This window comes from Pseudomonas aegrilactucae, assembly GCF_019168305.1.
GTDB lineage: Bacteria > Pseudomonadota > Gammaproteobacteria > Pseudomonadales > Pseudomonadaceae > Aquipseudomonas > Aquipseudomonas aegrilactucae.
Map to the genome: position 1 here is coordinate 37,110 of NZ_JAHTBI010000036.1, position 26,020 is coordinate 63,129.

Consider the following 26,020-nt stretch of genomic DNA (forward strand, 5'->3'; position numbering starts at 1 on the left):
CACCCGAATTTTTGCATGGCGCCCATGGCGACATGATGTAGCCCCGGAGGTCAATGTGATGTCCGGGCCTGTTCTGAAGGAGTACGCATGGCTGTCTACAACTACGACGTAGTGGTGCTGGGTTCCGGCCCGGCAGGAGAAGGGGCGGCAATGAATGCCGCCAAAGCAGGACGCAAGGTAGCGATGGTCGATAGCCGTCGTCAGGTCGGCGGTAACTGCACCCATCTGGGCACCATCCCGTCCAAGGCCCTGCGTCACTCGGTGCGCCAGATCATGCAGTTCAACACCAACCCGATGTTCCGGGCCATTGGTGAGCCGCGCTGGTTCTCCTTCCCCGACGTGCTCAAGAGCGCCGAGAAAGTCATCTCCAAGCAGGTCGCCTCGCGCACTGGCTACTACGCCCGCAACCGCGTCGACGTGTTCTTCGGTACCGGCAGCTTCGCCGACGAGCAGACCATCGAAGTGGTCTGCGCCAACGGCGTGGTCGAAAAACTAGTGGCCAAGCACATCATCATCGCCACCGGCTCGCGCCCTTATCGCCCGGCCGATATCGACTTCCACCACCCGCGTATCTACGATAGCGACACCATCCTGAGCCTGGGCCACACCCCGCGCAAACTGATCGTGTACGGCGCCGGGGTGATCGGTTGCGAATACGCCTCGATCTTCAGTGGCCTGGGCGTGCTGGTCGAGCTGGTGGACAACCGCGGGCAGTTGCTGAGCTTCCTCGACTCCGAGATTTCCCAGGCGTTGAGCTACCACTTCAGCAACAACAACATCACTGTGCGCCACAACGAAGATTACGAGCGTGTCGAAGGTCTGGACAACGGGGTGATCCTGCACCTGAAGTCGGGCAAGAAGATCAAGGCCGACGCCTTGCTGTGGTGCAACGGGCGTACCGGCAACACCGACCGCCTGGGCCTGGAAAACATCGGCGTGAAGGTCAACAGCCGTGGCCAGATCGAAGTGGACGAGGCCTACCGCACCTGCGTGCCGAACATCTACGGCGCCGGCGACGTGATCGGCTGGCCGAGCCTGGCCAGTGCCGCCCACGACCAGGGCCGTTCGGCTGCTGGCAGCATCGTCGACAATGGCAGCTGGCGCTTCGTCAATGACGTGCCGACCGGCATCTACACCATCCCGGAGATCAGTTCGATCGGCAAGAACGAGCAGGAACTGACCCAGGCCAAGGTGCCGTACGAAGTGGGCAAGGCGTTCTTCAAGGGCATGGCGCGTGCGCAGATCGCCGGCGAGCCGCAAGGCATGCTCAAGATCCTGTTCCACCGCGAGACCCTGCAGATCCTCGGTGTGCACTGCTTCGGCTACCAGGCTTCGGAAATCGTGCACATCGGCCAGGCCATCATGGACCAGCCGGGTGAGCAGAACACACTGAAGTACTTCGTCAACACCACCTTCAACTACCCGACCATGGCCGAAGCCTATCGGGTTGCCGCCTACGACGGCCTCAACCGGCTTTTTTGAGCGGCTCCGGCCGGTGGCCTGAGCCGGCCGGGGAGACCGATTTCAGCGATTCTCGAGGGTGGCGCTGGCCAAACCGGGAAAGTCTGTAATCAGGCTGTCTACGCCGAAGTCGGCGAGTCGGAGCATCAGCGCCGGCTCGTTGACCGTCCACACCGACACATGCAACCCCTGACGCTGGGCCTTGGCCAGGCGCTCGGGGGTGCAGTGCGTCCAGTTCAACGCCAGCAGCGTGCAGCCATAGTTCTGTGCGACCTTCAGCGGGTCAAGCCAGGTGTACTCGGCAACCAGCCCGCGGGAGATGTCCGGGGTCAGCTCCAGGGCGGCGCCCAGCACTTCCCGTGAGCTGGAGGTGATGGTGACCTTGTCCAGCAGGCCGAAGCGCTGGGCCATTTCGCGAATCGCCAGCACCGTGGTGGCGGCGCGGGTGCGCGAGGCGCTCTTGACCTCCAGTTGCCAGTGCTCGAAATCACATTGTTCGAACAGTTCCTCCAGGCGCGGGATCGGGCAGGGCTTGACCCAGCCAGGGCCGCCCTTGCGTGCATCATAGGTGACCAGGTCGGCGGCAGCATGCTCGACCACCTTGCCGCCACGGCCGGTAGTGCGCTTGAGGCTGGGGTCATGGATGACCATCAGCTCGTTGTCGGACGACAGGTGCAGGTCCAGCTCGCAACGGCGAACGCCGTGGCTCAGGCATTGCTGGAAACTGCTCAGGGTGTTCTCGGGGGCTTCGCCCTTGGCGCCGCGGTGGCCGTAAATCTGGGTCACGTTTGTTCCTTCAAGAAAGAGTGAAACTCAGGAGGCGCTCGGGTCGTTCTGCTCCAAGGCCTGGCGACGTTGCTGCGCCTGCTTCTGGAGAATGTAGCGCGCCAGCAGTTGACGCTGGGCATCGGTCATCTCGACGAATTCGGCACCAATCTCGAACAGCCCGTCGGCCTTGCTGTCGCAATGGGTCACCTTGGCCCGCAGCAACAGCCCGAGGGCCTGGGGCATCAGCACCATTTTCACCGAGACGCGGCTGCCGGCGGTAATGGCCTGGGCCTGGCGCACTTCGACGCCGCCCTCCGAGAGCACCACCGTGCGCGCTTCGCCGATCTGCCCCAGCAGGGTCTGTGCAACCACTGCACTGAGCAGGTCGATGCGTTTGTTCTGCGCCTTGAGAAAGGCGGCCAGGGTGCGGTCCTTGTCACTGAGCTGACGTAGCAGGTGCTGAGACTCGAACTCGCTCAGGTGCAGTTCGCTGAGCAGGTTGAACAACGGTGAAGCATCCTGCAACAACTCGCCGCCCAAGGCCTCGGCGGCGCTCAGCGGGGTAATTTCCAGTGCGATCCGGTCCTCGATACGGTAGTATTCGCGGCGATCTTCTTCATCTAATGTCGACATGGCGAACCCATGGTAGCGGCGGTGGTCTGAGTGTAAAGCTGCTATTCAAGCCCCGCCACAAGGACGTTCCTCTTTCCTCCGAACAAGCCCCGACATGTTCAGACCTCTTTTCGTATTTATCGGTACGCGTTACACCCGTGCCAAGCGCCGCAACCACTTCGTCTCGTTCATTTCGCTGACCTCGATGATCGGCCTCGCCCTGGGCGTGGTAGTGATGATCGTGGTGCTGTCGGTGATGAATGGCTTCGATCATGAGATGCGTACCCGCGTGCTGGGCATGGTGCCCCATGCCACCCTCGAGACCGGGCAGCCGATCAGCGACTGGCCGGCCCTTGCCGATACAGTTAAGCAGAACCCGGCGGTACTGGCGGTGGCGCCGTTCACCCAGATGCAGGGCCTGCTGACCCATGAGGGCAAGGTACAGAAGGTGCTGCTCAACGGCATTGACCCTGCGCAAGAGCGCAAGGTGTCGATCATCGACGACTTCGTGCGCGAGGGTAAGCTCGATGCACTGGCGCCCGGCAGCTTCGGCATCATGATCGGCGACAAGGCTGCGGCCAAGCTGGGCGTGGGCATCGGCGACAAGCTGACTTTCGTCGCCCCCGAGGTCACCGTGACCCCGGCCGGCATGTTCCCGCGCATGAAGCGCTTCACCGTGGTCGGTATCTTCCATGTGGGCGCCGGCGAGATCGACGGTTACCTGGGCCTGACCAACCTGTCCGACCTGTCGCGCCTGCACCGCTGGAAGGCCGATCAGGTACAGGGCCTGCGGCTGAAGTTCGACGACCTGTTCCAGGCGCCACGCGAGGCCTGGAACATCGCCCAGACGCTGGGCGAGCAGGCGTTCTATGCGCGTGACTGGACCCGCAGCCACGGCAACCTGTACCAGGCCATCCGCATGGAAAAGGCCATGATCGGCCTGCTGTTGCTGCTGATCGTGGCGGTGGCGGCGTTCAACATCATTTCCACCCTGGTGATGGTGGTCAACGACAAGCGGGGCGACATCGCCATCCTGCGCACGCTGGGCTCCACGCCCGGGCAGATCATGGCGATCTTCATGGTGCAGGGTACCGTGATCGGCGTGGTCGGTACCCTGATCGGCGCGGTGGTCGGCATTGGCGCAGCGCTCAACGTGAGCGCGGCGATTGCGGGCCTGGAGCGGCTGATCGGGCACAAGTTCCTGAATGCCGACGTGTACTTCATCGATTACCTGCCGTCGCAGGTCATGGCCGAAGATGTGTGGATGGTCTGCGGCGCGGCGCTGGTCCTGAGTTTTCTCGCCACCCTGTATCCGGCCTGGCGTGCGGCACGCACCCAGCCTGCGGAGGCGCTACGTTATGAGTGAGTTGGGCATGAGTGATAAAGCAGTGCTGAGTTGCCGCAACCTGGGCAAATCCTACGAGGAAGGCCCGGAGTCGGTGCAGGTGTTGTCGGGCCTGCAGCTGGAGTTGCACCCCGGTGAGCGCGTAGCGATCGTGGGCAGTTCGGGTTCGGGCAAGAGTACCTTGCTCAACCTGCTGGGCGGTCTCGACACGCCCACCCAGGGCAGTGTGTGGCTGGCGGGTGAAGAGCTGTCGGCACTCGGTGAGCGTGCACGCGGCCTGTTGCGCAACCGCGCATTGGGCTTCGTCTATCAGTTCCACCACTTGCTGGCGGAGTTCACCGCGCTGGAGAACGTGTGCATGCCCCTGTTGATCGGCCGCACACCGATCCCCGAAGCGCGTGAACGCGCCGAGGCCTTGCTCACGCGCGTCGGCCTGGGTCATCGCCTGAGCCACAAGCCGTCCGAGCTGTCCGGTGGCGAGCGTCAGCGCGTGGCGATCGCCCGTGCACTGGTCAACCGTCCAGGCCTGGTGATGCTCGACGAGCCCACCGGCAACCTCGACCATCACACCGCCCAGGGCATCCAGGACCTGATGCAGGAGCTGAGCAGCGCTTCGCAGACCGCGTTCCTGGTGGTCACGCATGACCTCAACCTGGCGCGCCAGATGGACCGTGTGCTGCGCCTGGAAGACGGGCGACTGGTTTCGATCTGACCTGGCCGTACCGGTGGCCCGCCGATACTGGCGGGCCGCGTGTTCCTTTTCTTTACCTGGGTGCTTCAGTTCATGTTCAGACCCTTGTCAATTTTCATCGGTGCGCGTTACACCCGCGCCAAGCGCCGCAATCACTTCATCTCGTTCATTTCGATGACCTCGATGATCGGCCTGTCGCTGGGCGTGCTGGCGATGATCGTGGTGTTGTCGGTGATGAACGGCTTTCAGCGTGAAATGAGCGCACGAATCCTCGGCATGGTGCCGCATGCGGCCGTGCTCGGTGCCACGCCGCTGGACAACTGGCAGGCGGTGGCCGATGCCGCGTCGAAGAACCCCGAGGTGGTGGCCGCCGCGCCGCTGACCGAAATGGAAGGCATGCTGTCGTACAAGGGCTCGATGCAGCCGATCCAGATCAGCGGCATCGACCCTGCGCAGGAAGGCAAGGTGTCGATCGTTGCCGACCATATCGTCCAGGGCCGTCTCGACGACCTCAAGCCGGGCGAGTTCGGCGTGGTGGTGGGGGAGATGACGGCGCGCCGCTTTCGCCTGAACGTCGGTGACAAGCTGACTCTGATCGTGCCAGAGGTGAGTTCGGCGCCAGGTGGCATCACCCCGCGCATGCAGCGGCTTAACGTGGTGGGCGTGTTCAAGGTCGGCGCCGAGCTGGATGGTTCCATGGGCCTGATCCACATGGCCGATGCGGCGACCATGCAGCGCTGGGAGCCTGGCCAGGTGCAGGGCGTGCGGCTCAAGGTCAAGGACCTGTACAGCGCGCCGCAGGTATCGGCGGCAATCGTCGCGCAGTTGGGCGGCCAGTACCGTGCCGATGACTGGACGCACACACAGGGCAGCCTGTTCAGTGCCATGAAGATGGAAAAGACCATGATCGGCCTGCTGCTGATGATGATCATCGCGGTAGCGGCGTTCAACATCATTGCCACCCTGATCATGGTGGTGAACGACAAGGGCGCGGATATCGCCATCCTGCGCACCATCGGCGCGACGCCTGCACAGATCATGGGCACGTTCATGGTGCAGGGCAGCCTGATCGGGGTGGTCGGTACCTTGATCGGCGGCGTGCTGGGGGTGATCGCGGCGCTCAATGTGAGCCAGATCGTCGGCTGGCTGGAGCGGGTCAGCGGGCAGCATATCTTTACCTCCGACGTGTACTTCATCAGCACCTTGCCGTCGCAGCTGCAGTGGGGCGATGTGGCGTTGATCTGCAGTGCGGGGCTGGTAATGAGCTTTTTGGCCACGTTGTACCCGGCGTGGCGCGCTTCGCAGGTCGAGCCGGCGTACGCCTTGCGTTACGAGTGATGCGCTGAGGCCGCTGCGCGGCCATTCGCTGGCAAGCCAGCTCCCACAGGTCCAGCACTGAACCCTGTGGGAGCTGACTTGCCAGCGAATGGTGTCATGAGGTGGGCAAGTCGATCACGAAGCGTGTCCACCCCTGCGCCGATTCGGCACTGATCACCCCGCCGTGCGCCTGCACGATCGAGCGCGTGATCGCCAGTCCCAACCCCGCATGCTCGCTGCTGCCTTCGCGGCGTGCCGGATCGGCCCGGTAGAACCGGTCGAACAGCCGTGGCAGCAGCGTCGTGTCGAGCGCGGCCCCGCGATTGGCCACTTCCAGATGAACCCCCGCGCCATCCTGCGCAATCACAATGCGAATCTCGCCCTGTGCCGGCGTGAAGCGCAGCGCATTGTCCAGCAGGTTGGACAGCGCCCGACGCAGCATGTGGCGGTCCCCGGTGAGGGCCGCCTCGCCCTCGCGGCTCAGCGTGATCTGCGCCTCCTCGGCCAGCGCCGCGTAATACTCGAGCAACGCATCCGCCTCCTGTTCCAGTGCCAACGGCTCGCGGTTGGGCATCAGCAGGCCATGGTCGGCCTTGGCCAGGTACAGCATGTCGTTGACCAGTTGCGCCATCCACTGCAGTTCCTCCAGGTTGCCATGCAATGCCTCGCGGTACTCTTCCAGGCTGCGCGGGCGGGTGAGAGTGACCTGGGTGTGGGTCAGCAGGTTGGACAGGGGCGTGCGCAGCTCGTGGGCGATGTCTGCAGAAAACCCCGACAGGCGCTGGAAGGCGTCGTCCAGGCGCTCGAGCATGGCGTTCATCGTGCCCGCCAGTTCCGCCAGCTCCAGTGGCATCTGCTCCTGCGGCAGGCGTGTGGTCAGCGAACGCGCCGACACGCTGGCTGCCACTTCGCCCATCTGGCGCAACGGGCGCAAGCCGCTGCGTGCGGCCCAGGCGCCGAGCAGTGCGGTGGCCAGGGCCGACAGGCCGACCGTCAGCCAGATCAGGCGCTGCATGCGCTGAAGAAAGTGCTGGTGATGCGTGATGTCCAGCAGCAGCGTGAGCTGGGTGCCGCCTTCAAGCGATACGCCCAGGCTGCGAAAATCCACGCCCTCGGTATGGAGCGTGCTTACGCCCGGTGCGTGGGGGGTATCGGGCAGCCCTGGCCGGCTGTCGAACCAGACGTGCCCATCGCTGCCGCGAATACGCAGCGCGAGGTCGGCCTGGTGGTCCAGCTCGCCTTGCAATGCCGGCAGGCGTGTGGCGAGGGCAGTGCGTTCGTGCACGCCGTCGAGTGCCTGGCGCAGTACCGACAGACGACTCTCGAGCATCTGTTGATCAAGCTCGATGAAGTGCGCCTCGCTGGCGCGGCTGAACAGCACCCCGGCCACCAGCGACACGGCGGCGGTGCAGGCGGCGAACAGCAGGGCCAGGCGCCCGCCCAGGGAAAGCCGACGCATCATGCCGCGCGCTCTTCGAGCACATAGCCCATGCCGCGCACGGTGTGGATCAGCTTGTTGTCGTGGGCGTCGTCGACCTTCAGGCGCAGGCGGCGTATGGCGACTTCGATCACGTTGGTGTCGCTGTCGAAGTTCATGTCCCACACCTGCGAGGCAATCAGCGACTTTGGCAGCACTTCGCCCTGGCGGCGCAGCAGCAGTTCGAGCAGGGCGAACTCCTTGGCGGTGAGGTCGATGCGTGTGCCAGCGCGCTCGACGCGTCGGCGAATCAGGTCCAGGCGCAGGTCGGCCAGGCTCAGCGTGGTTTCCTGTGCCGGGTTGGTGCCGCGGCGCAACAGGGTGCGCACCCGCGCCAGCAGCTCGGAAAACGCAAAAGGCTTGATCAGGTAGTCATCGGCGCCCAGCTCCAGCCCATGCACGCGGTCTTCCACGGCATCACGGGCGGTGAGGAACAGCACCGGCAGTTCCAGCCCGGCCGCACGCACGGCCTGCAGGATCTGCCAGCCGTCGCGTCCCGGCAGCATCACATCGAGAATCAGCAGGTCGTAGTCGCCGTTCAGCGCCAAGTACTGGCCGGTGTCGCCATCGGTGGCAAGCTCGGTGCTGAAGCCGGCCTCGTTCAGGCCCTGGCGCAGGTAGAGGCCGGTCTTGGGCTGGTCTTCGACGATCAACAGTTTCATGGGGCTCTCGGGGCGGTGGGTGTCGGGGTTATACCGTGCGCGAGCGGGGGCAGGGTGAAGCTGACAAAGTTGTAATCTTTTTGTCAGCTCGTTGCCAGTGCGGGCTGTCTACAGTGGGTGGCATGCGGATGCAACATCATAGAGGATGCACGATGAAACGCTGGATGATCGCGGGTGCGCTGGCGCTGTGGAGCCTGCCGCTGCTGGCTGCACCTGGACACGACTATGCCTTTGGCAAGCCGGCTGCGGCGGCGCAAGCCACACGCACGGTCGAGGTGGTGATGGGCGACATGTATTTCGAACCGCGGGCGCTCACGGTCAAGGCCGGCGAAACGGTGCGTTTCGTGCTGGTCAACAAGGGGCAGGTGGCGCATGAATTCAACCTGGGGGATGCTGCCATGCACGCACGTCACCAGCAACAGATGGTAGCCATGCAAGGCCAGATGGACCCTTCTGGCAGGGCGCACGGCAGCATGGGACACGGCGCAACGGGGCACGCCGGCATGCAGCACGACGACCCGAACATGGTCATGGTCGCGCCCGGCCAGCGCGCCGAACTGACCTGGGCCTTCAGCCAGTCGACACCGATCCAGTTCGCCTGCAACGTGCCTGGGCACTACCAGGCCGGCATGCTGGGTACACTGACCATCGCCGAATGACCAACGCAGGGCTCAAACCCGATAAACTAGGGCAATTTCGTCCTTCAGGTTTGAGCCATGCATCCCGCCGCCGAACACTCCCCGCTGGGCAAGTCCAGCGAATACGTTTCCACCTACACCCCGTCGCTGCTGTTCCCGATTCCGCGTGCCGCCAAATGGGCCGAGCTTGGGGTCAGTGCACAGACGCTGCCGTGGCAGGGCGTGGATTTCTGGAACTGCTTCGAGCTGTCCTGGCTGCTGCCCTCGGGCAAGCCGGTGGTGGCGATCGGCGAATTCGCCATCCCCGCCGACTCGCCGGCGATCATCGAGTCCAAGTCGTTCAAGCTGTACCTGAACTCGCTGAACCAGACGGTTTTCGAGTCACCGCAGGCGCTTGAAGCGTGCCTGGTCAAGGACCTCTCGGCCGCCGCCGGCAAGCCGGTGGGCGTGCGTATCCGCAGCCTGGGCGAGGTCGAAGGCGAGGGCGTGGTGGCCCTGCCTGGCGTGTGCATCGACGACCTGGACGTGAGCATCAGCAACTACGAACAGCCACAGCCCGAATTGCTGCGCTGCGACAGCGGGCGGGTGGTGGAAGAAACCTTGCACAGCCACCTGCTCAAGTCCAACTGCCCGGTCACCGGCCAGCCGGACTGGGGCAGCGTCACGGTGCACTACCGCGGCGCGGCGCTGGACCCTGCGAGCCTGCTGGCCTACCTGATCAGCTTCCGTCAGCATGCCGACTTCCACGAGCAGTGCGTGGAACGCATCTACCTCGACCTCAAGCACCTGCTCAAACCTGAAACGCTGACGGTGTATGCGCGTTACGTACGCCGTGGCGGGTTGGACATCAATCCCTACCGCAGCACCGAGGCGGTGACCCTGAGCAACGGCCGCCTGGTGCGCCAGTAACGAAAAAGCCCCGTGCAGTGCGACGGGGCTTTTTTCATGCAGGCGGTGTTCAGATGCCCATGCTTTGCAGGCTCTGAACGATATTGCGCAAGGTGGCGGTCAGGCCCGGGTGCTCCACTTCGAAGCGCTCCACGGCCAGGTTGACGCCGTCGACCAGGTTGTTGTCCGGGGTTACTGCCTCCAGTTCGATTTTTGCTTGGATCTGCGCCATTAATTCGTGCAGTTCAACGCGCTCTGCTTCCGAGAGCGGCGGATTTTGCTCCAGTTGCTCGCGCAGGGCGTTGAGTTGCGCTTGCAGTTCGCGGGCAGGCATGGGTGATCTCCCTCTATGAATAGGCACAGTCATGGACCCCGCCGGCTGGCGAAAGGTCCATGCCTTGTGGTTCAGATTAATCCACTGCGCGCCGCTTTGCATGACCCTGATCAATGGGGCTGTATCAGGGTTTTTCACCTTTGAGACGGCGCTGGGTGATATCGGCCAGGCAATCGGTCAATTGCTCCAACTGATCGATCACCGAATGCACCCCCAGGCTGAACAGTTGCAGGGTGGCCTTGCCGCGTTTGTGTTCGCGCTCGCGCTCATCCAGTGCCTGCCAGTGTGCGGCAGACACGCCGCACAACGAGCCGCACGAGGCCAGCCCCACCGTCCATAGCCCCGCATTCAGGCCGGCCTGCAGCAGGCGCGGTTCGCCGCTGACCAGCACGCAACCGTCCAGTTGCGCGGTCTTCAGGTGCATCAAGGCCTGCCAGCAGGCATCTGGCGCGGGCCACGGGGCATGGCTGCTGGCGGCAGTGGGCGCTGCGAGCCCGGCCGGCAGTGCCTGGCTCAGGTGGGTGGCAAGGGCGGCTGGTGCATCGTCGAGCCAGGCGCAGGGCACGCCGTGCTGCTGCAGCCAGTGCAGGGCGTGCAGGGCGCCAGGGGTTGGCTCGACGGGTTCGCTGCCGGGGGCCTGGCAGCGTGCGCCAAAATCGACGAGGCAGCCGCGCAGGCCGAACAGCACGGCGGTGAAGGCGGGGGAATGGGGCATGGCAACGTCCCTGAAATAACCAGCAAGGCTAGCGCCTGAACATGACCGCGCAGTGACGGTTTGATGACCGCATCGTCTTCAATCACAAATTACCGACGCAGGGTGTGCGAAGCTGCCTAATCTGGGTGGGAGGCTTTATACTTGTTTCCTTTTTGGCTGCTGCAGGCCCTCGTGTCAGGCAGCACAGTGATTGTCTAGGAGATACTTTATGCGTGGGATCGGTGCTGGCGTGATCGATCGTGTGACCCGGGCCTGTGTCTGCGCGAGCCTGCTGCTGGCGCCGGTGATGGCTCAGGCGGCGACCGAAGAAGACCCGTGGGAGAGCATCAACCGTCCGATCTTCCGTTTCAACGATACCGTCGACACCTACGCGCTCAAGCCACTGGCGCAGGGCTACCAGTGGGTGACCCCGCAGTTTCTGGAAGATGGCATCCACAACATGTTCCGCAACATCGGTGAGGTGACCAACCTGGCCAACAACGTGTTGCAGCTCAAGCCGCACGCGGCGGGTGTCGACACGGCGCGGCTGATCGTCAACACCACCTTCGGCCTCGCCGGCTTCTTCGATGTCGGCACCCGCATGGGGTTGCAGCGCAGCGATGAAGACTTCGGCCAGACCCTCGGTTACTGGGGTGTGCAGAGCGGCCCTTACGTGATGCTGCCGCTGCTGGGCCCAAGCACGGTGCGCGATGCACTGGCCAAGTACCCTGACAGCTACACCGAACCCTACCGCTACATCAATCACGTGCCGACGCGCAACACCGCGCTTGCGGTCGATGTGGTCGACACCCGCGCCAGCCTGTTGCCGGCCGAGAAGATGATCCGCGGCGACAAGTACAGCTTCATCCGCAATGCCTACCTGCAGAACCGCGAATTCAAGGTCAAGGATGGCGAAGTGAAAGACGATTTCTGATCGTTGCTCAGCCGAAGAGGCGGCCATGTGGCCGCCTTTTTTGTGTCTGATTGTTCAACTCATCGACAGTATCTTGAGCCCGAGTTTTTGCTCGTTCTGCGGTTGGTCGGCGATCCATACCACCTGAGCTTCGGCCTCCAGCCCGGCGAGGGCGGGATGATCGGAGTCTATGCGTACCTGCAGGTTGTCGCCGACTTGAAAGCGCTGCGGCGCCCGTACCTGCATGCCACTGCTGGACAGGTCCAGGCACGTCGCGGCAATGACCTTGTCGGGGGTGATCAGCGCGACCTCGGCGTCCACTCGCATCCGTAGGAAATCACGCTTCTCACTGTAGTCTGCGTGGTTGTGGCTCATGCCTGCATCCTTCCATTGGGTTGCGATAGATGGGGTTTTTATAACTCCCGGTGATTTGCGCTGTAAAGAGCGAAGGCGACCATCGGCGCATGCTTGAAACCCCTGGCGGATGGGAGTACCGTCTGCGCCTTACAGGGCACCTCTGAACAGTTGCCGGGCAGACCTTTTTGCCCTGCACCTCAAGAGTGGCTAGAAGTGAATCCAGTAAGCGGGCCTCGTGTTACCTGGCCGCCTACGCCAACCTATTTCTGGCGCCGTTTGCCCACATGCAGAAAACCAGTGCAACGCTGCTGATAATCGATGATGACGACGTAGTGCGTGCGAGTCTTGCCGCCTACCTGGAAGACAGCGGCTTCAGTGTCCTGCAGGCAAGCAACGGTCAGCAGGGCCTTCACGTCTTCGAGCAGGACCAGCCTGATCTTGTGATCTGCGATCTGCGCATGCCGCAAATGGGTGGCCTGGAGCTGATTCGCCAGGTCACCGAGCGTGCGCCTGATCTGCCGGTGATCGTGGTGTCGGGCGCGGGTGTGATGAACGATGCCGTCGAGGCCTTGCGCCTGGGCGCCGCCGATTACCTGATAAAGCCCCTTGAAGACCTGGCTGTGCTGGAGCATTCGGTACGCCGTGCGCTGGACCGTGCGCATCTGGTGCTCGAGAACCAGCGCTACCGCGAAAAGCTCGAAACCGCCAACCGCGAACTGGAGGCCAGCCTGCACCTGTTGCAGGAGGACCAGACCGCGGGGCGCCAGGTGCAGATGAACATGCTGCCCGAGAGCCCATGGGCCGTTTCGGACCTGCGTTTCGAGCACCAGATCATTCCTTCGCTGTACCTGTCCGGTGATTTCACCGACTACTTCCGGGTGGATGAGCGACGTGTGGCGTTTTACCTGGCAGACGTTTCCGGGCACGGTGCTTCATCGGCGTTCGTGACCGTGCTGCTGAAGTTCATGACCACGCGCCTGCTGTTCGAATTCAAGCGCAGTGGCACCTTGCGTGACTTCAAGCCGTCCGAAGTGCTGGGCCACATCAATCGCGGCCTGATCAACTGCAAGCTGGGCAAGCATGTGACCATGGTTGGCGGGGTGATCGATGAAGACACCGGGCTGATGACCTACAGCATCGGCGGCCATCTGCCGTTGCCTGTACTGTATACGCCAGAGCACTGTGGGTACCTTGAAGGCCGCGGATTGCCGGTGGGCCTGTTCGACGAGGCGACCTACCAGGACCACGTGATGGAACTGCCTCCCGAGTTCAGCCTGACCTTGCTGTCTGATGGCATTCTGGATCTTTTGCCCGGCGATACACTCAAAGATAAGGAAGCGGCCTTGCCTGAAATAGTCAAGGCTGCGGGTGGCAGCCTGGATGGGCTGCGCCGACGATTCGAATTGGCTACGCTTGGGGAGATGCCGGATGATATCGCCCTAATGGTGTTGAGCAGGAACCTTCAATGAGTACTGGAAGAATCCAGTTCGCCGAGCAGAACGGTACCTTCGTTCTGAAGTTTGTCGGTGAAGTGCGTCTGACCCTGTGTTCGGCGCTGGACGCAACGATCGAGAAGATTTTCACGGCGCTGAATTTCTCGGCGATCGTCATCGATCTTACGGAAACCAACAGCATCGACAGCACCACGCTCGGTTTGCTGGCCAAATTGTCGATCCTGTCGCGGCAGAAGGTTGGGCTGTTGCCTACCGTGGTCACCACCCATGCCGACATCACGCGCCTGCTGCAATCGATGGGTTTCGATCAGGTGTTCAACATCGTCGATCGCCCGATCCCGTGCCCGGAGTGCCTGACCGATCTGCCGTCCCAGGACCAGAACGAAGAGGTGGTGCGTGCCAAGGTGCTGGAAGCGCACAAGATCCTCATGGGCCTGAACGACTCCAACCGTGAAGCCTTCCACGATCTGGTCAACGCCCTGGAACGTACCTGATCGTTCCCTTCGGCGCTCCCTGGCGAGCGCCTGGCTACCCCGCCCTTACTGCATCGGCCCGCGAGGAAACTCGGTGGGGGCTGTGCCATTGGCATTGAGTTGGAGAATGCGCTCCGGCTGGCCCTGCTCATTGAAAAATACCTGACCCAGACCCGCACTGTTCCATAGCCGTTCACCGGCCTTGCTGTGGGCGGGTGTGCGCGGCACTACCTGCATCTGGCGACGTTTTGTGAACCAGTTGAGCGGTGAGCGTGGTGCGTACAGCCAGCGGTTGAGGCGATCGAACACGTCGAGCAGGCGTCGGGGAAACTCGTTCTTGATGCCGCTGCTGGTGATCTGCCACAGGTGCGGTGCACTGCGTTTGTGGCGGATCAGGACTTCGTAGACGAACGAGTAGTGCACGTCGCCGGAGAGGATCACGTAGTGCCCCGGCGTGCGCGAGTGGCGAAAGATGTTGAGGATGACCTGCGCTGCACCGCGATGGGCCATCCAGTTCTCTGCATCCACCAGCAGCGGGTAGCCGCACCAGCTGAAGACGCGCTGGATGGACTCGATCAGCTTGACGCCGAAGATCGGTGCAGGCGAGACGATGATTGCCGAAGGATGGTCCAGCAGTGCCTGCTGCAGTTCACACAGCGCTTCCCAGTCGAGCAGGCCGGACGGTTTTTGCAGGCTGCTTTCGCTGCGCCAGCGGCGAGTGCGGGTATCGAGCACCAGCAGGGCAGGCTGGGTCGGCAACGCAAATTGCCACTCCTGAAAGCGCAGCAACGCCTTGATCAGTGCGTCCTGTGCGGTGTGTTCGAGGTAGCCGTCGTCGTCGGCGCTGTGGCTGAGGGTGTGGCAGGCCGGCAGCAGGTCGCCAAATGCGTCCGGGTTGTTGCCCCAGCCCTGGCACAGCAGATAGCCGATCAGCGCGTTGCCGATGATGCGCCGGGAGAACGGGTGGCCGTAGGCGGTTTCTTCCCACTGGGCCGAGAGGTTCCAGTCATCGGTGATGTCGTGGTCGTCGAAGATCATCAGGCTAGGCAGGTGCGCCAGCACCCGAGCCACGCCGTCCAGGCCTTCGACGAAGCTCTGCAGCAGTTGCTGTTCGTGCTGGTAGCGTGCCTGGCGCTCCACTGTCAGCCCCGCTGGCATGTGGGTGTCGAGGAGGGCCCACGGCACGGGCGACCACACCAGCAGGTACATGGCCATGACTTCGGCCAGGGTCACCAGGTGATTGTCGGCGTTGCTGCTGGTGAAGATCGGCTTGCTGGTGCCGCCGAAGAAGCGTTCGCGCAGGGTCTCGTTGCTCTTGAGCGCCGGCAGCAGGTCGGCACGGTGGTAGTAACTGGCCGGGTGGCGATAGAGTGCGGCGCTGTTTTCCACCACGGCGCCTTCCAGGTGCTCGTCGAACAGCCCCAGGCGCTCGATCAGCCCATGGATGGCCCGCAGCATGGGGCCGGCGACGTCGTCGGCATACACCTGGTCGCCGCTCATCATCAGCAGCGCAGGGCGTTCGGCAGGTGCGTGGGGCGCGGCCAGCAGGCGGTCGGCACACAGCAGGCCATCGGCGGCAGGGTGGTGCGGTTTGCGGCAGGAGCCGTGCAGCAGGTGGTCCAGGCGCGCACGTACCACGAAGTTGGGCTGCTGGTTGTCGCCATAGAGCAGGTGCGATGCCCAGTCGCGCATGCCTTGGCCGTGCAGCAACAGGTCGTAGTCGACCTGTACGTCGGTGGGCAAGGGTGCGGCCAGTTGAACGTCGATCAGGTGCACGAAGGCGTGCCTGCCGATGGCGATGACCTGGCAGTTCAGGTGGTGCTCGACGGGGAGGTTCAGGTGCAGCGTGGGCTGTAGCGGCTCGGAGCCGACCAGCCAGAAGACCAGGCGCGTAGCTTCCAGTCGGCGCAGCAGCGGGCCGGCCAGTACCAACGGCAGTGGGGTGGTGTCGGGCATCGATTACTCAGGAGTCAGCATGGACGGTTCAGGCCCCTCCGCTGACACGCCAGCTTCCACAGGATTGTGTGGGGCGCGCAGACCGCGTGGGGCTGGCTTGCCAGCGAAGGGCTGCAAAGCAGCCCCGATGCAGGAATGCAAGGCGCAGGATGCTCCGCCTTCCTGCTGCCTCAGGCAAACCGGATTTGTATCAGGCCTTTGCAGCCATCAGCGCTTCCAGCTTCTCCTGATCACGTGCGAACTGGCGGATGCCTTCGGCGAGCTTTTCGGTGGCCATGGCGTCCTCGTTGGACAGCCAGCGGAATTGCCCTTCATCCAGCGTCAGGCGTGGTTCGCCGGCCTTGCCAGGCACCAGCTTGCGTTCCAGGCTGCCCTGGTCGTCGCTCAGCTGTTGCAGCAGTTCGGGGCTGATGGTCAGGCGGTCGCAACCTGCCAGTTGCTCGATCTGGCCGATGTTGCGAAAGCTCGCGCCCATGACCACGGTGTCGTAGCCATTGGCCTTGTAGTAGTCGTAGATGCGAGTGACCGACTGCACGCCCGGGTCTTCGGCGCCGGCGTACTCCTTGCCGGTGGATTTCTTGTACCAGTCGTAGATACGGCCCACGAACGGCGAGATCAGGAACACCCCGGCGTCGGCACAGGCGGCGGCCTGGGCGAAGGAGAACAGCAGGGTCAGGTTGGTCTGGATGCCTTCCTTTTCCAGCACCTCGGCGGCGCGGATGCCTTCCCAGGTGGAGGCCAGCTTGATCAGCACGCGATCGCGGCCGATGCCGGCCTTGTCGTACAGTTCGATCAACTGGCGGGCCTTGGCCAGCAGGGCTGGCTGGTCGAACGACAGGCGTGCGTCCACTTCGGTGGAAATGCGGCCAGGAATCACCTTGAGAATACCGCTGCCCACCGACACCGCGAATGCGTCACAGGCCAGCCCCAGGTTGCCCTTGCTGTGCTTGACTGCTTCGCTGAGCAGCTCGGCATAGCCGGGCATGGCGGCAGCCTTGAGCAGCAGGGAGGGGTTGGTGGTGGCATCGACCGGCTTGAGGCGGCTGATCGCATCGATGTCGCCGGTATCGGCAACGACCGTAGTGAACTGCTTGAGTTGTTCCAGCTTGGAAGTCATGAGCGTGCTCTGTCCTGTGCGGTTGGACGACATTACCCGAGCGCTGCCGGCCGCTCAAGGGCTGTGCGGCAGGCATCGGGTAGGGGATGACGATTGGAGTGTCGAACCGCGCGCAGGTTCCTAGCGCCCTTGCAACAGCAGCCCTGCCTGGTCGAGCAGGCCAAGCGGGTCCTGGCGCTTGTGGATGTCTACCGACAGCAGTTGGCGGAACTTGCGTGCCCCCGGGAAACCCTGGCCCAGGCCGAGGATATGGCGGGTGATGTGGTGCATGGCGCCGCCGCTTTCCAGATGCCTGGCGATATACGGGCGCAGCCTGGCCAGGGCTTCGCTGCGGCTGATCACGGGCGCGTCGCTGGCGAACAGCTGCTGGTCGACTTCGGCCAGCACGTACGGGTTGTGATAGGCCTCGCGGCCGAGCATCACGCCGTCGAAGGTCTGCAGGTGCTGCTGGCATTCGGCGAGGGTCTTGATGCCCCCGTTGAGGATCAGTTCCAGGTCCGGGAAATCGGTTTTCAGTTGCGCGGCGATGTCGTAGCGCAGCGGCGGGATTTCGCGGTTTTCCTTGGGCGAGAGGCCTTCGAGGATGGCGATGCGCGCGTGCACGGTGAAGCTGCGGCAACCGGCGTCGCGTACCTGGCCGACGAAATCGCAGAGTTCGGCGTAGCTGTCGCGGCCATTGATACCGATGCGGTGCTTGACCGTGACCGGGATCTGCACGGCGTCGAGCATGGCCTTGACGCAATCGCCCACCAGCGCCGGGTGGCCCATCAGGCAGGCGCCGATCATGTTGTTCTGCACGCGGTCGCTGGGGCAGCCGACATTCAGGTTCACTTCGTTGTAGCCCGCGTTTTGCGCCAGCACGGCGCAGGCGGCCAGATCGGCCGGTACGCTGCCGCCCAATTGCAGGGCCAGCGGGTACTCGGCTTCATCGTGGCGCAGGAAACGCTCGGCATCGCCATTGAGCAGCGCGCCGGTGGTGACCATCTCGGTGTAGAGCAGGGCGTTGCGCGAGAGCAGGCGCAGGAAGTAGCGGCAATGGCGGTCAGTCCAATCCATCATGGGGGCGACGCTGAACCGTCGGGACACTGTAGCGCCTGTATTTACGGGAGATGCCGCTGAATTCTGTACCATTTTGCTCTACGTGTTGAGTGTCTGTTTGCAGGGGGAGCGCACACGGTGTGATGGCGCCCAAACGCACTGATTGCAGCATCGGCTGCCCAGCACAGCTACGTTTGCCTCATGATGGCCTGCAAGTTTACCAACACAGCCGGGCCTGCGCGTGAAAACAGACCGCTTACCCTCGCAACGCCACGCTGCAAGCCGGCTCAACCCCATGGGAAATCTGCGGGGGCGGTCAAGCCACCAGCCCCCGGTTACGTTACCGAGGCTGCCCTCAATGCTTGGTTTCGCCTGCCGCCATCCGTCCCGGCTGATCCAGCGCAACCTGCATCGTCTCAAGCGATCGGCTGATCACCGCCGCCTCATCGTGCTTGCCGGCCGCAATCAGTCGATCACGCGCCTGCTTCAAATTCTCGACATGTTCGTTAAGGCCCGCCGCAGCCTCCCAGTACTCGTCCATGTACTTCTCCTTCGTAGGGTGCAATTCGCTCAATCGTGTTCCTGAGCCAGATCGATCAGTTCACTCTCGAAAAGGTTGCGCAGCATCTGCAGGGAAAGGGGTTCAACGATCTCTCCCACATGGTGGGTAATTCGCACGCTGGCCCCCGAACGTTCCAGCACTTGCACCAGATTCAGCAGCCTCTTCTGCTGTGAAAGTACCCCGTCTTCGTCGGACATTTCTAGCGAAAAATCTTGTGTGTCGACATGGACCACAGGCTCTGTAGTACCGATCCTACGAATTAACACCGATATGCTTTCTTCTGAAAAACCTCGCAACAGTTTGACAATGCTTGGCGTGTGGTCGGCGTGGGTGATGGCAATGGCGTACTCGGACATGCGCACTTAACTCGCTGGTGTAAACGTGATTTCAAAATAGTGGCAGAAAGCCTTGAACCCCTGGCGCGTGCCACGGTCCCACCCCAAGCCTGTTACCCTTGGCGGCTAACTCTCTCGTTTTGCCATAGGAACAGCGGGGCTATCAGACCATTGCACGTCGACGCGTGCCAGCAATCAAAGGAGCATTTCGTGGGAAGAACCCCATCCAATGAAACACCCGGGCATTCTCAGCCAGTGACCATCGATGGCATTCCAGCTCCAAGCGGTGAAGTAAACCTGATCGACACCGACTATGTCGTCGGCCAGGACAATTTCAAGGGCGAGTTTTCCTTCTCGCTGGATATCCACGGCAAGGTGTTCCTCATCTCGGCCGCCACCATCTTCCTGTTCGTCATCCTCACCCTGGCGCTGCAGAACGAGGTCGAGCCGATCTTCAGCGCCATGCGCAGCTGGCTCACCGCCAACCTGGCCTGGTTCTTCATGAGCACCGCCAATATCTTCGTGGTGCTGTGCCTGGGGCTGATCGTGTCGCCCTTGGGTAAAGTGCGCCTGGGCGGTCGCGAAGCGGTGCCGGACCACTCCTATGTGGGCTGGTTCTCGATGCTGTTCGCCGCCGGCATGGGCATCGGCCTGATGTTCTACGGCGTCGCCGAACCCATGTCGCACTTCTCGGCGGCCATGGGCGGGGTGAACCTCGATGCGGCCGGTGTGCGCACCGACTGGGCGCCGCTGGGCGGTGCTGCGGGCAACCCGCAGGTGGCGGCAGACATGGCCATGGCCGCGACCATCTACCACTGGGGCCTGCACCCGTGGGCGATCTACGCCATCGTGGCGCTGTCGCTGGCCTTGTTCACCTACAACAAGGGCTTGCCGCTGTCGATCCGTTCGGTGTTCTACCCGCTGCTGGGTGAGCGGGTGTGGGGCTGGCCGGGGCATATCATCGATATCCTGGCGGTGTTCGCCACGCTGTTCGGCCTGGCCACGTCGCTGGGCATCGGCGCCGAGCAGGCGGCGGCGGGGCTGGAGTACCTGTTCGGGATCCCCTCCACCAATGTCAGCAAGGTGCTGTTGATCATCGGCATCAGCATCATCGCCCTGGGGTCGGTGCTGGCCGGCATGGACAAGGGTGTGAAGATGCTGTCCCAGGTGAACATGGCCCTGGCGCTGCTGCTGTTGGTGTTCATCATCGTGGTGGGGCCGACGCTGGCGATCTTCACCGGCTTCTTCAGGAACCTGACCTCGTACCTGCAGTACCTGCCGGCGCTGTCCAACCCGGTAGGGCGCGAAGACGCCGAATTTACCCAGGGCTGGACCGCCTTCTACTGGGCCTGGTGGATCAGCTGGTCGCCGTTCGTGGGCATGTTCATCGCCCGTGTCAGCCGTGGGCGCACTGTGCGCGAGTTCCTGATTGCGGTGCTGCTGGTGCCGTCGCTGGTGTCGGTGCTGTGGATGACCACGTTCGGTGGCACCGCCATCGATCAGACCGTGACGCAGCAGTTCAGTGGTGTGACGGATGCGGTGCTGGAACTCAAGTTGTTCGCGATGCTCAGTGGTCTGCCGCTCAAGGAAATCACTTCGTTTATCGGGATCGTGCTGGTGGCGGTGTTCTTCATCACCTCGTCCGACTCCGGTTCCCTGGTGATCGATACCATTACCGCAGGCGGCAAGGTCGATGCACCGGTGCCACAACGTGTGTTCTGGGCAGTGATGCAGGGGGTGATCGCGATTGCCCTGCTGCTGGGCGGCGGGTTGATTGCGTTGCAGGCCATGGCGGTGTCGACCGGCCTGCCGTTCGCCCTCGTGCTGCTGCTGGGTTGCGTGTCGCTGGTCAAGGGGCTGATGTCCGAGCCGCGGGGGTGACGCGCTACCTCACGTAGCGGTCAATCCCACAACCGGCCCACTTCAACCCCGGCCTCTGACCGATGCGCCACCTGTGCCTGCAACAGCTCGGCTGTTGCCAGTGCATCGGTGAGCGCGTGGTGCGCATGGTAGGGCGGCAGGTGATAGCGCGCGCGGCTGTCGGCCAGGCGAATCGACACCGGCGCGCGGCGCAGCAGCCGGTCCATCCAGCTGCGACCATTGCGGTGCACCAGCGCCTCGAGCTGCATGGTGTCGATCACCGGAAACTGCAGGCCTTCACCCAGGTGGCGGCGCACCGCATGCTCAAGAAAACCACGCTCCAGGTTGCGGTAATGCACCACCATCACCTTGCCGGCCATGGCGCTGAGCAGGGCCTTGAGCACATGCGGCAGGGCCGGTGCATGGCGGATGTCGCTGTGGGTGATGTGGTGGAAGGTGATCGACGTTTCGCTCAGTTCGGCACGCGGCTTGACCACCCAGTAACGCGCCTCGCCACAGCGGATACGCTGCAGGCTGAAGGGCATCAGGCCGATACTCACGATGCCGTCCTTTTCGGCATCCAGGCCGGTGGTCTCGACGTCCAGCGCCAGCAACGGCACCTCTTGCAGGGGCGTCTGTGCTGCCACCGCGCCGGCTGCGTAGAACCCTTGCAGCAACGGATGGCGCGCCTGCTGCGCCAACGCCTGGAAACGTGCCCGCCAGTCGATGCGTTCGCTATCGCGCAGCATCATCGTGTGTGCCGCACGATGCCGGGGTAGCGAAAGCGCAGGAATTTCTGCGCATGGCTCAGCACCTGGAACGCCTCCTTGAGGTTGTGCCGCTCACTGCTGGAGAAGCGCTCGGGCTCTATGTAGTTGTCTGGTTGCTGTCCCTGTTCAATCGCATCGGCCTGGTGACGGATACGCACCATCGACAGGAATTCCAGCGCATAGCGCAAATGTTCGATGGCCGCCGGTTGCATCAGCTTGGTCGCACTGATCGCCTCCAGCCGGTCAACCGAGTTCTGCGCCGTACTGGCGCAGGCCAGCGCATGCACGCGGATCAGGTCGGTGAGCGGCGCGGTGCCGCGGCCCTTGAGGTTGATGATCTGTTTCTGGCGCCCATCGGTCTCCATCACGAAGGTGCGAAAGAACCCCAGCGGCGGCGTACGGTTCAAGGCATTGCGCGCCATGGCGGTCAGGAATGCCGGGCTGGCACTGGACTTCTGCGCGCAGAGTGTCTGTAGCGCCTGCACCAGTTCCAGCTCGCCGTACACGCCGTCAAGGTCGAAAAAGATGCTGCTGTTCAGCAGCGTGGCCGCGTTGGGCTTGTCGATCCACTGGGTGAAATAGGCCTTCCACACGCGCAGCGGCTGGCGCCACTGGTTGTTGGTGGCCATGATCCCGCCTTTGCAGTAGCTGTAGCCGCAGGCGGCCAGCCCGTCGCTGACAAAGGTCGCGAGCTTGAGGAAGTAGCCGTCGTGCTGCACCGGGTCGAAGCTGTCGTCGAGCACCAGGGCGTTGTCCTGGTCGGTGACCAGCAGTTGTTCGTCCCGCGCCATCGACCCCAGCGCCATGAAGCAGTAGGGCACCGGTGGCGGGCCCAGGTCGCGTTCGGCCAGTTCCAGCAGGCGTTGGGTGAAGGCGCGCCCGATGCCGGAAATCGCACTGCCGATCATGTGCGCGGTGGCGCCGTCGCGCACCATGCGGATGTAGGTGCCGCGCAGGTCGCGCAGCAACGAGCGCAACCCGGCCACGCTGTGCTGGTTGGAAATGCTGTTGACCAGGTACAGGCTGCTCTGGGATTCGTGGCGGATGATGTCCGACAGGTTGATCAGGCCCAGGGTGCGCCCCTTGTGCAGCACCGGCAGGTGGTGGATGTTGCGCCGCAGCATGCTCAGCATGGCTTCGAACACCGAGTCGTTGGCCTGGATCACCACCGGCTCGCACGACATCACCGTACTGATGGGCAGGCTGCTGCTGAGGTCGGCGGCCAGCACGCGGGTGCGCAGGTCGCGGTCGGTGACCAGGCCCAGCAGTCTGTCGGGGGCGTCGGGCACGGGTTCCAGCACGGCCACGCACGACACGCTTTCGGCTGCCATCAGGCGTGCGGCGTCCAGGATCGAGGTGTCCTGACTGACCGACACCAGGCTGCGCGACAGCAGTGTGCGCGCCTTGAGCTGGATCAGTTCGCTGGCTCTGCCCTGGCTTTCGACTGCGGACTTGAGGCGCGAATGCCCCTCGGCTTCGACGAATTCGGCAAAGCTGTCGTGCTGTTCGCACAGCTCGGCAAACAGGTCGGCGGGGATGAAGTAGATCAGGCTGTCTTCCAGCGCCTTGGCCGGGAAGCGCACCTTGTTACTGCGCAGCAGCCCGGCCTGGCCGAAGATGTCGCCTTCGCCCAGGCGGTTGTAGAGCTCGCCGTTGCGCCGGTAGATCTCCACCGCGCCGCTGCGCACGTAATGCAGGTCCTGGATGCTGCTACCGGCCTCCAGAATGCTGCTGCCGGCCTTGAAGTAGCTGACCTGGATACGCTGCGCAATGCTGCCCAGGGTCTCCTCGGGCAAGGCGTCGAAAGGGGCGAAACGGTGGAGGTGATCGCGAACCTCCAGAAGCTCGATCTGCATGCTGCCTCGTTGTTGGTGTGAACGTCAGGGGTATGGAGCTCAGGGGCGCATCAACGGTTCGATGCCAATCCAGGATTTTTTCGGGTGATGGCACAGCGTCAGCGGCGCCACAGTAACCGACTGGCCTTCGATTTCCAACGTGCCCAGGTTGATCGTCCAGCGGCTGTCAGCATTGAAGTCAGGGGTGTTGAACGCGACGTAGACCGAGCCATAGCGGCTGTTGTTGGTGATCTTGGGGATACGCCGGTGGACCTCGTCGCTGTTGATGTCGAAGGGTGAAGGGCGCACGTACGCCGGGCCGGAGAGCGGGACGTCATTGTTGAGGGCGCCCAGGTAGACATCCGGTCGAGCCGCCAGGCGCGTGCCGTTTTCGAAGGTGAGGTAGGCGGTACGGCTGTCATACAGCATCGGCACCGGTGGTTCACCCGAACGCCCAGGCTTGAGCGGTTGCTGGCGGTCTTTGTTGAAGCCGATCAGTTGGACATAAAATTCGCGGTCTGGCGCGTCATGCGCGCTGAAATGGCCCTGCACATAGGGGCGCTCACCCCAGGTCAGCGCATGGTCGTACAGGTAGGCGTACAGGTAGAAGGTCTTGATGCCGTGTGCCGTCGGCACCTCCAGTACCTGGCGTTGCTGGCACAGGTCGGCGTAGGCCGGGCGTTCGCGCGGGTAGGGCACGCAGGCGCCGAGCAGGGCACACAGCGTCAGCGCAATGGGCAGGCCGTTGAGGGGGCGGCGTAGTGGCAGCATGACGGGCATCCTTTCCTTCAATGTGTGCAATCGGTATCTAAGCACAGACCCGACCGAGGCCGCACGTTTGTGCGCCGCGCTTGCTCACGACGAAGCAATCCCCCTAAAATGATAATACTTCCCATTCATGTCGATGAGCTTACGCCATGTCGAGCCACGATCCTGTACTGCACGAGCAGGTCAGCAGAATCTACCAGGAGCAGCACCGCTGGTTGCGCAGCTGGTTGCGCCCGCGGGTGGACTGCCAGCACCTGGCCGCCGACCTGGTGCAGGACGTGTTCGTGCGCATCCTCGGTACCCAGGATGCGTCGAGCAAGCTGCGCTCGGTGCGCGAGCCGCGTGGCTACCTGGCGACCATTGCGCGGCGCATGATGATCGATCACTTTCGGCGCCAACGTCTGGAACGTGCCTGGCTCAAGGCGTTGGCCGAGCGCCCGGAAGCCGAGGACATTTCTCCCGAGACGCGCCTGATGCTGCTCGACACCCTGTGCGAGCTGGATGCGATGCTGGGCGCGCTGGGCGAGAACGTGCGCAAGGCGTTCCTGCTCTCGCAACTGGACGGCATGACGTACAAGGCGATTGCCCAGGCACTCGGGATCTCGCTGATGAGCGTCAACCGTTATATCGCCAAGGCTGTGCAGCACTGCATGGTCTACAGCCTGCAGCACGAGCTCTGACATGGCCAGCCTGACTGCCGAGCAACTGGCCGCACTGGAGCAGGCGGCACACTGGTACACGCGGCTCAACGACACAGACGCCACTGCCCATGACCGCGAGGCCTGGCAAGCCTGGCTCGGTGCTGCGCCCACGCATGCCTGGGCCTGGCAGCAGGCCGAACGCCTGCAGCAACGCCTGCACCGGTTACCGGGCGCGTTGGCCGAACGCACCCTGGGCCTGGCTGGTGAGGAACGTCGCGCCAAGCGGCGCAGCGTGCTCAAGGGCCTGGCGCTGTTGCTGGGTAGCGGCACGCTGGGCTGGGGGGGTTACCGTGAGGCGAAGCAGGGGCCGTGGTTTGCCGATTACCGCAGTGCAGTGGGCGAGCGTCTGCCGGTGACCCTGGCCGATGGCAGCCAGTTGCTGCTCAACACCGACACGGCCGTGGATGTGATCTTCGATGCGGGGCAGCGCCGCGTGCTGCTCAGGCAGGGCGAGGTGATGGTGACCACGGCGGCGGACCCGCAGCGCAGGCCGTTCAGCGTGCACACCACGCAGGGCACTGTGCGCGCACTGGGTACGCGGTTTTCGGTGCGCGACGCAGGCGCCTGGGCCCAGGTCGCGGTGTTCGAACATGCGGTACAGATCACACCCGAGCACGGCTCGGCGCAGCGGGTCGAGGCCGGGCAGGGTTGTCGCTTCGATCGCCAGCAGTTGCAGGCGCCGCAGGCCCTGGACTACGCCAGCGGTGCGTGGAGCCGTGGCCTGCTGATCGCCAACGACCAGCGCCTGGATGATTTTGTCGCCGAGCTGGGGCGCTACCGCCAAGGCTGGTTGCGTTGCGATCCGGCGGTGGGGCACCTGCGTATCAGCGGTACCTTCGCGCTCGGCGACAGCGAGCAGATCCTGCAGGCGCTGGTGGACGCCTTGCCGATTCGGGCGCAGCGGCGTACACGGTTCTGGGTGACCCTGACTGCGGCATAGTGCTATTGCGAAAAATAATCGACAGCAGCTGGTATTTATTCCCGATCTCGTTCG

Annotated in this window: 27 protein-coding genes; 12 read left to right on the forward strand and 15 right to left on the reverse strand. The window is 63.4% G+C overall.

Annotated elements, in window-relative coordinates:
- Positions 1-87 precede the first annotated feature (87 nt).
- The gene (gene sthA / locus KUO17_RS10305) at positions 88-1,482 is read left to right on the forward strand and encodes a Si-specific NAD(P)(+) transhydrogenase (RefSeq protein ID WP_217975462.1); all 1,395 of its coding nucleotides are present in this window, start codon (positions 88-90) and stop codon (positions 1,480-1,482) included.
- 42 nt (positions 1,483-1,524) lie between these two features.
- Here the strand turns inward: sthA and KUO17_RS10310 are convergent, their stop codons facing one another.
- A complete protein-coding gene (locus KUO17_RS10310; RefSeq protein ID WP_217975463.1) occupies positions 1,525-2,247 on the reverse strand; it encodes a glycerophosphodiester phosphodiesterase in 723 nt (240 codons plus the stop codon).
- A gap of 27 nt (positions 2,248-2,274) precedes the next feature.
- Entirely contained in the window at positions 2,275-2,862 is a 588-nt protein-coding gene (locus tag KUO17_RS10315; RefSeq protein ID WP_217975464.1) for a PilZ domain-containing protein, read from the reverse strand.
- 94 nt (positions 2,863-2,956) lie between these two features.
- Here KUO17_RS10315 and KUO17_RS10320 point away from each other — a divergent pair, with 94 nt between their 5' ends.
- The 3 genes from KUO17_RS10320 to KUO17_RS10330 all read left to right on the forward strand — a co-directional run bounded on the left by KUO17_RS10320 (position 2,957) and on the right by KUO17_RS10330 (position 6,215).
- Complete coding sequence (locus tag KUO17_RS10320) at positions 2,957-4,207, forward strand: lipoprotein-releasing ABC transporter permease subunit (protein ID WP_217975465.1); 1,251 nt, start codon at positions 2,957-2,959, stop codon at positions 4,205-4,207.
- Between the two features lie 7 nt (positions 4,208-4,214).
- Entirely contained in the window at positions 4,215-4,898 is a 684-nt protein-coding gene (gene lolD / locus KUO17_RS10325) for a lipoprotein-releasing ABC transporter ATP-binding protein LolD (RefSeq protein WP_217975466.1), read from the forward strand.
- A gap of 72 nt (positions 4,899-4,970) precedes the next feature.
- Complete coding sequence (locus tag KUO17_RS10330; RefSeq protein ID WP_217975467.1) at positions 4,971-6,215, forward strand: lipoprotein-releasing ABC transporter permease subunit; 1,245 nt, start codon at positions 4,971-4,973, stop codon at positions 6,213-6,215.
- A 94-nt stretch (positions 6,216-6,309) separates the two neighbouring features.
- Here KUO17_RS10330 and KUO17_RS10335 read toward each other — a convergent pair whose 3' ends face one another.
- A complete protein-coding gene (locus tag KUO17_RS10335; RefSeq protein WP_217975468.1) occupies positions 6,310-7,656 on the reverse strand; it encodes a heavy metal sensor histidine kinase in 1,347 nt (448 codons plus the stop codon).
- The gene (locus KUO17_RS10340; RefSeq protein WP_217975469.1) at positions 7,653-8,333 is read right to left on the reverse strand and encodes a heavy metal response regulator transcription factor; all 681 of its coding nucleotides are present in this window, start codon (positions 8,331-8,333) and stop codon (positions 7,653-7,655) included. The genes KUO17_RS10335 and KUO17_RS10340 overlap by 4 nt, the downstream gene beginning before the upstream one ends.
- A gap of 152 nt (positions 8,334-8,485) precedes the next feature.
- Between KUO17_RS10340 and KUO17_RS10345 the strand changes: the two genes are divergently transcribed.
- Both KUO17_RS10345 and queF read left to right on the forward strand, forming a co-directional pair.
- Positions 8,486-8,992: a cupredoxin domain-containing protein gene (locus KUO17_RS10345; protein ID WP_217975470.1), complete on the forward strand. Its 507-nt coding sequence runs from the start codon at positions 8,486-8,488 to the stop codon at positions 8,990-8,992.
- Between the two features lie 57 nt (positions 8,993-9,049).
- Positions 9,050-9,880 carry an NADPH-dependent 7-cyano-7-deazaguanine reductase QueF gene (gene queF / locus KUO17_RS10350; RefSeq protein ID WP_217975471.1) on the forward strand — a complete coding sequence of 277 codons (831 nt, stop codon included), beginning with the start codon at positions 9,050-9,052 and terminating at the stop codon, positions 9,878-9,880.
- A 49-nt stretch (positions 9,881-9,929) separates the two neighbouring features.
- Here queF and KUO17_RS10355 read toward each other — a convergent pair whose 3' ends face one another.
- Both KUO17_RS10355 and pcrP read right to left on the reverse strand, forming a co-directional pair.
- Positions 9,930-10,193, reverse strand: a complete 264-nt coding sequence (locus KUO17_RS10355; RefSeq protein ID WP_217975472.1) for a DUF4404 family protein — start codon at positions 10,191-10,193, stop codon at positions 9,930-9,932.
- Positions 10,194-10,317: 124 nt separating this feature from the next.
- The gene (gene pcrP, locus KUO17_RS10360; RefSeq protein ID WP_217975473.1) at positions 10,318-10,908 is read right to left on the reverse strand and encodes an HAD superfamily inactivated hydrolase PcrP; all 591 of its coding nucleotides are present in this window, start codon (positions 10,906-10,908) and stop codon (positions 10,318-10,320) included.
- Between the two features lie 208 nt (positions 10,909-11,116).
- Between pcrP and KUO17_RS10365 the strand changes: the two genes are divergently transcribed.
- Positions 11,117-11,821 (forward strand): MlaA family lipoprotein, encoded by a 705-nt coding sequence (locus KUO17_RS10365; protein ID WP_217975474.1) that lies wholly within the window; start codon positions 11,117-11,119, stop codon positions 11,819-11,821.
- Between the two features lie 54 nt (positions 11,822-11,875).
- On the opposite strand, the gene KUO17_RS10370 is transcribed toward KUO17_RS10365, so the two are convergent.
- On the reverse strand, positions 11,876-12,175 hold the full coding sequence (locus tag KUO17_RS10370) for a PilZ domain-containing protein (RefSeq protein WP_217975475.1): 300 nt from the start codon (positions 12,173-12,175) through the stop codon (positions 11,876-11,878).
- A 266-nt stretch (positions 12,176-12,441) separates the two neighbouring features.
- Between KUO17_RS10370 and rssB the strand changes: the two genes are divergently transcribed.
- Both rssB and rssC read left to right on the forward strand, forming a co-directional pair.
- Positions 12,442-13,626 carry a two-component system response regulator RssB gene (rssB, locus tag KUO17_RS10375; protein ID WP_217975476.1) on the forward strand — a complete coding sequence of 395 codons (1,185 nt, stop codon included), beginning with the start codon at positions 12,442-12,444 and terminating at the stop codon, positions 13,624-13,626.
- The gene (gene rssC, locus KUO17_RS10380) at positions 13,623-14,105 is read left to right on the forward strand and encodes an anti-sigma factor antagonist RssC (RefSeq protein WP_043864541.1); all 483 of its coding nucleotides are present in this window, start codon (positions 13,623-13,625) and stop codon (positions 14,103-14,105) included. Before rssB ends, rssC begins: the two co-directional genes overlap by 4 nt.
- A 45-nt stretch (positions 14,106-14,150) precedes the next feature.
- Here the strand turns inward: rssC and KUO17_RS10385 are convergent, their stop codons facing one another.
- The 5 genes from KUO17_RS10385 to KUO17_RS10405 form a co-directional block, all read right to left on the reverse strand.
- On the reverse strand, positions 14,151-16,040 hold the full coding sequence (locus KUO17_RS10385; RefSeq protein ID WP_217975477.1) for an alkaline phosphatase D family protein: 1,890 nt from the start codon (positions 16,038-16,040) through the stop codon (positions 14,151-14,153).
- A gap of 190 nt (positions 16,041-16,230) precedes the next feature.
- Positions 16,231-17,157: a transaldolase gene (gene tal, locus KUO17_RS10390; RefSeq protein WP_217975478.1), complete on the reverse strand. Its 927-nt coding sequence runs from the start codon at positions 17,155-17,157 to the stop codon at positions 16,231-16,233.
- A 120-nt stretch (positions 17,158-17,277) separates the two neighbouring features.
- Positions 17,278-18,288 (reverse strand): tRNA dihydrouridine(20/20a) synthase DusA, encoded by a 1,011-nt coding sequence (gene dusA, locus KUO17_RS10395; protein ID WP_217975479.1) that lies wholly within the window; start codon positions 18,286-18,288, stop codon positions 17,278-17,280.
- A gap of 262 nt (positions 18,289-18,550) precedes the next feature.
- Complete coding sequence (locus tag KUO17_RS10400) at positions 18,551-18,736, reverse strand: hypothetical protein (protein ID WP_217975480.1); 186 nt, start codon at positions 18,734-18,736, stop codon at positions 18,551-18,553.
- Between the two features lie 29 nt (positions 18,737-18,765).
- Complete coding sequence (locus KUO17_RS10405) at positions 18,766-19,113, reverse strand: hypothetical protein (protein WP_217975481.1); 348 nt, start codon at positions 19,111-19,113, stop codon at positions 18,766-18,768.
- A 189-nt stretch (positions 19,114-19,302) separates the two neighbouring features.
- Between KUO17_RS10405 and KUO17_RS10410 the strand changes: the two genes are divergently transcribed.
- Positions 19,303-20,973, forward strand: a complete 1,671-nt coding sequence (locus KUO17_RS10410; protein ID WP_217975482.1) for a BCCT family transporter — start codon at positions 19,303-19,305, stop codon at positions 20,971-20,973.
- Positions 20,974-20,993: 20 nt separating this feature from the next.
- On the opposite strand, the gene KUO17_RS10415 is transcribed toward KUO17_RS10410, so the two are convergent.
- The 3 genes from KUO17_RS10415 to KUO17_RS10425 are packed head-to-tail and all read right to left on the reverse strand — an operon-like array spanning position 20,994 to position 24,328.
- Positions 20,994-21,704: a 3'-5' exonuclease gene (locus KUO17_RS10415; RefSeq protein WP_217975483.1), complete on the reverse strand. Its 711-nt coding sequence runs from the start codon at positions 21,702-21,704 to the stop codon at positions 20,994-20,996.
- Positions 21,701-23,578 carry a DUF294 nucleotidyltransferase-like domain-containing protein gene (locus KUO17_RS10420; RefSeq protein ID WP_217975484.1) on the reverse strand — a complete coding sequence of 626 codons (1,878 nt, stop codon included), beginning with the start codon at positions 23,576-23,578 and terminating at the stop codon, positions 21,701-21,703. The genes KUO17_RS10415 and KUO17_RS10420 overlap by 4 nt, the downstream gene beginning before the upstream one ends.
- A 39-nt stretch (positions 23,579-23,617) precedes the next feature.
- Positions 23,618-24,328 carry a hypothetical protein gene (locus KUO17_RS10425; RefSeq protein WP_217975485.1) on the reverse strand — a complete coding sequence of 237 codons (711 nt, stop codon included), beginning with the start codon at positions 24,326-24,328 and terminating at the stop codon, positions 23,618-23,620.
- 146 nt (positions 24,329-24,474) lie between these two features.
- Between KUO17_RS10425 and KUO17_RS10430 the strand changes: the two genes are divergently transcribed.
- Together KUO17_RS10430 and KUO17_RS10435 are read left to right on the forward strand one after the other, a co-directional pair.
- Positions 24,475-25,005, forward strand: coding sequence for a sigma-70 family RNA polymerase sigma factor (locus KUO17_RS10430; protein WP_217975486.1), 531 nt, complete (start codon positions 24,475-24,477; stop codon positions 25,003-25,005).
- A gap of 1 nt (position 25,006) precedes the next feature.
- Positions 25,007-25,966, forward strand: coding sequence for a FecR domain-containing protein (locus KUO17_RS10435; protein WP_217975487.1), 960 nt, complete (start codon positions 25,007-25,009; stop codon positions 25,964-25,966).
- Positions 25,967-26,020 lie beyond the last annotated feature (54 nt).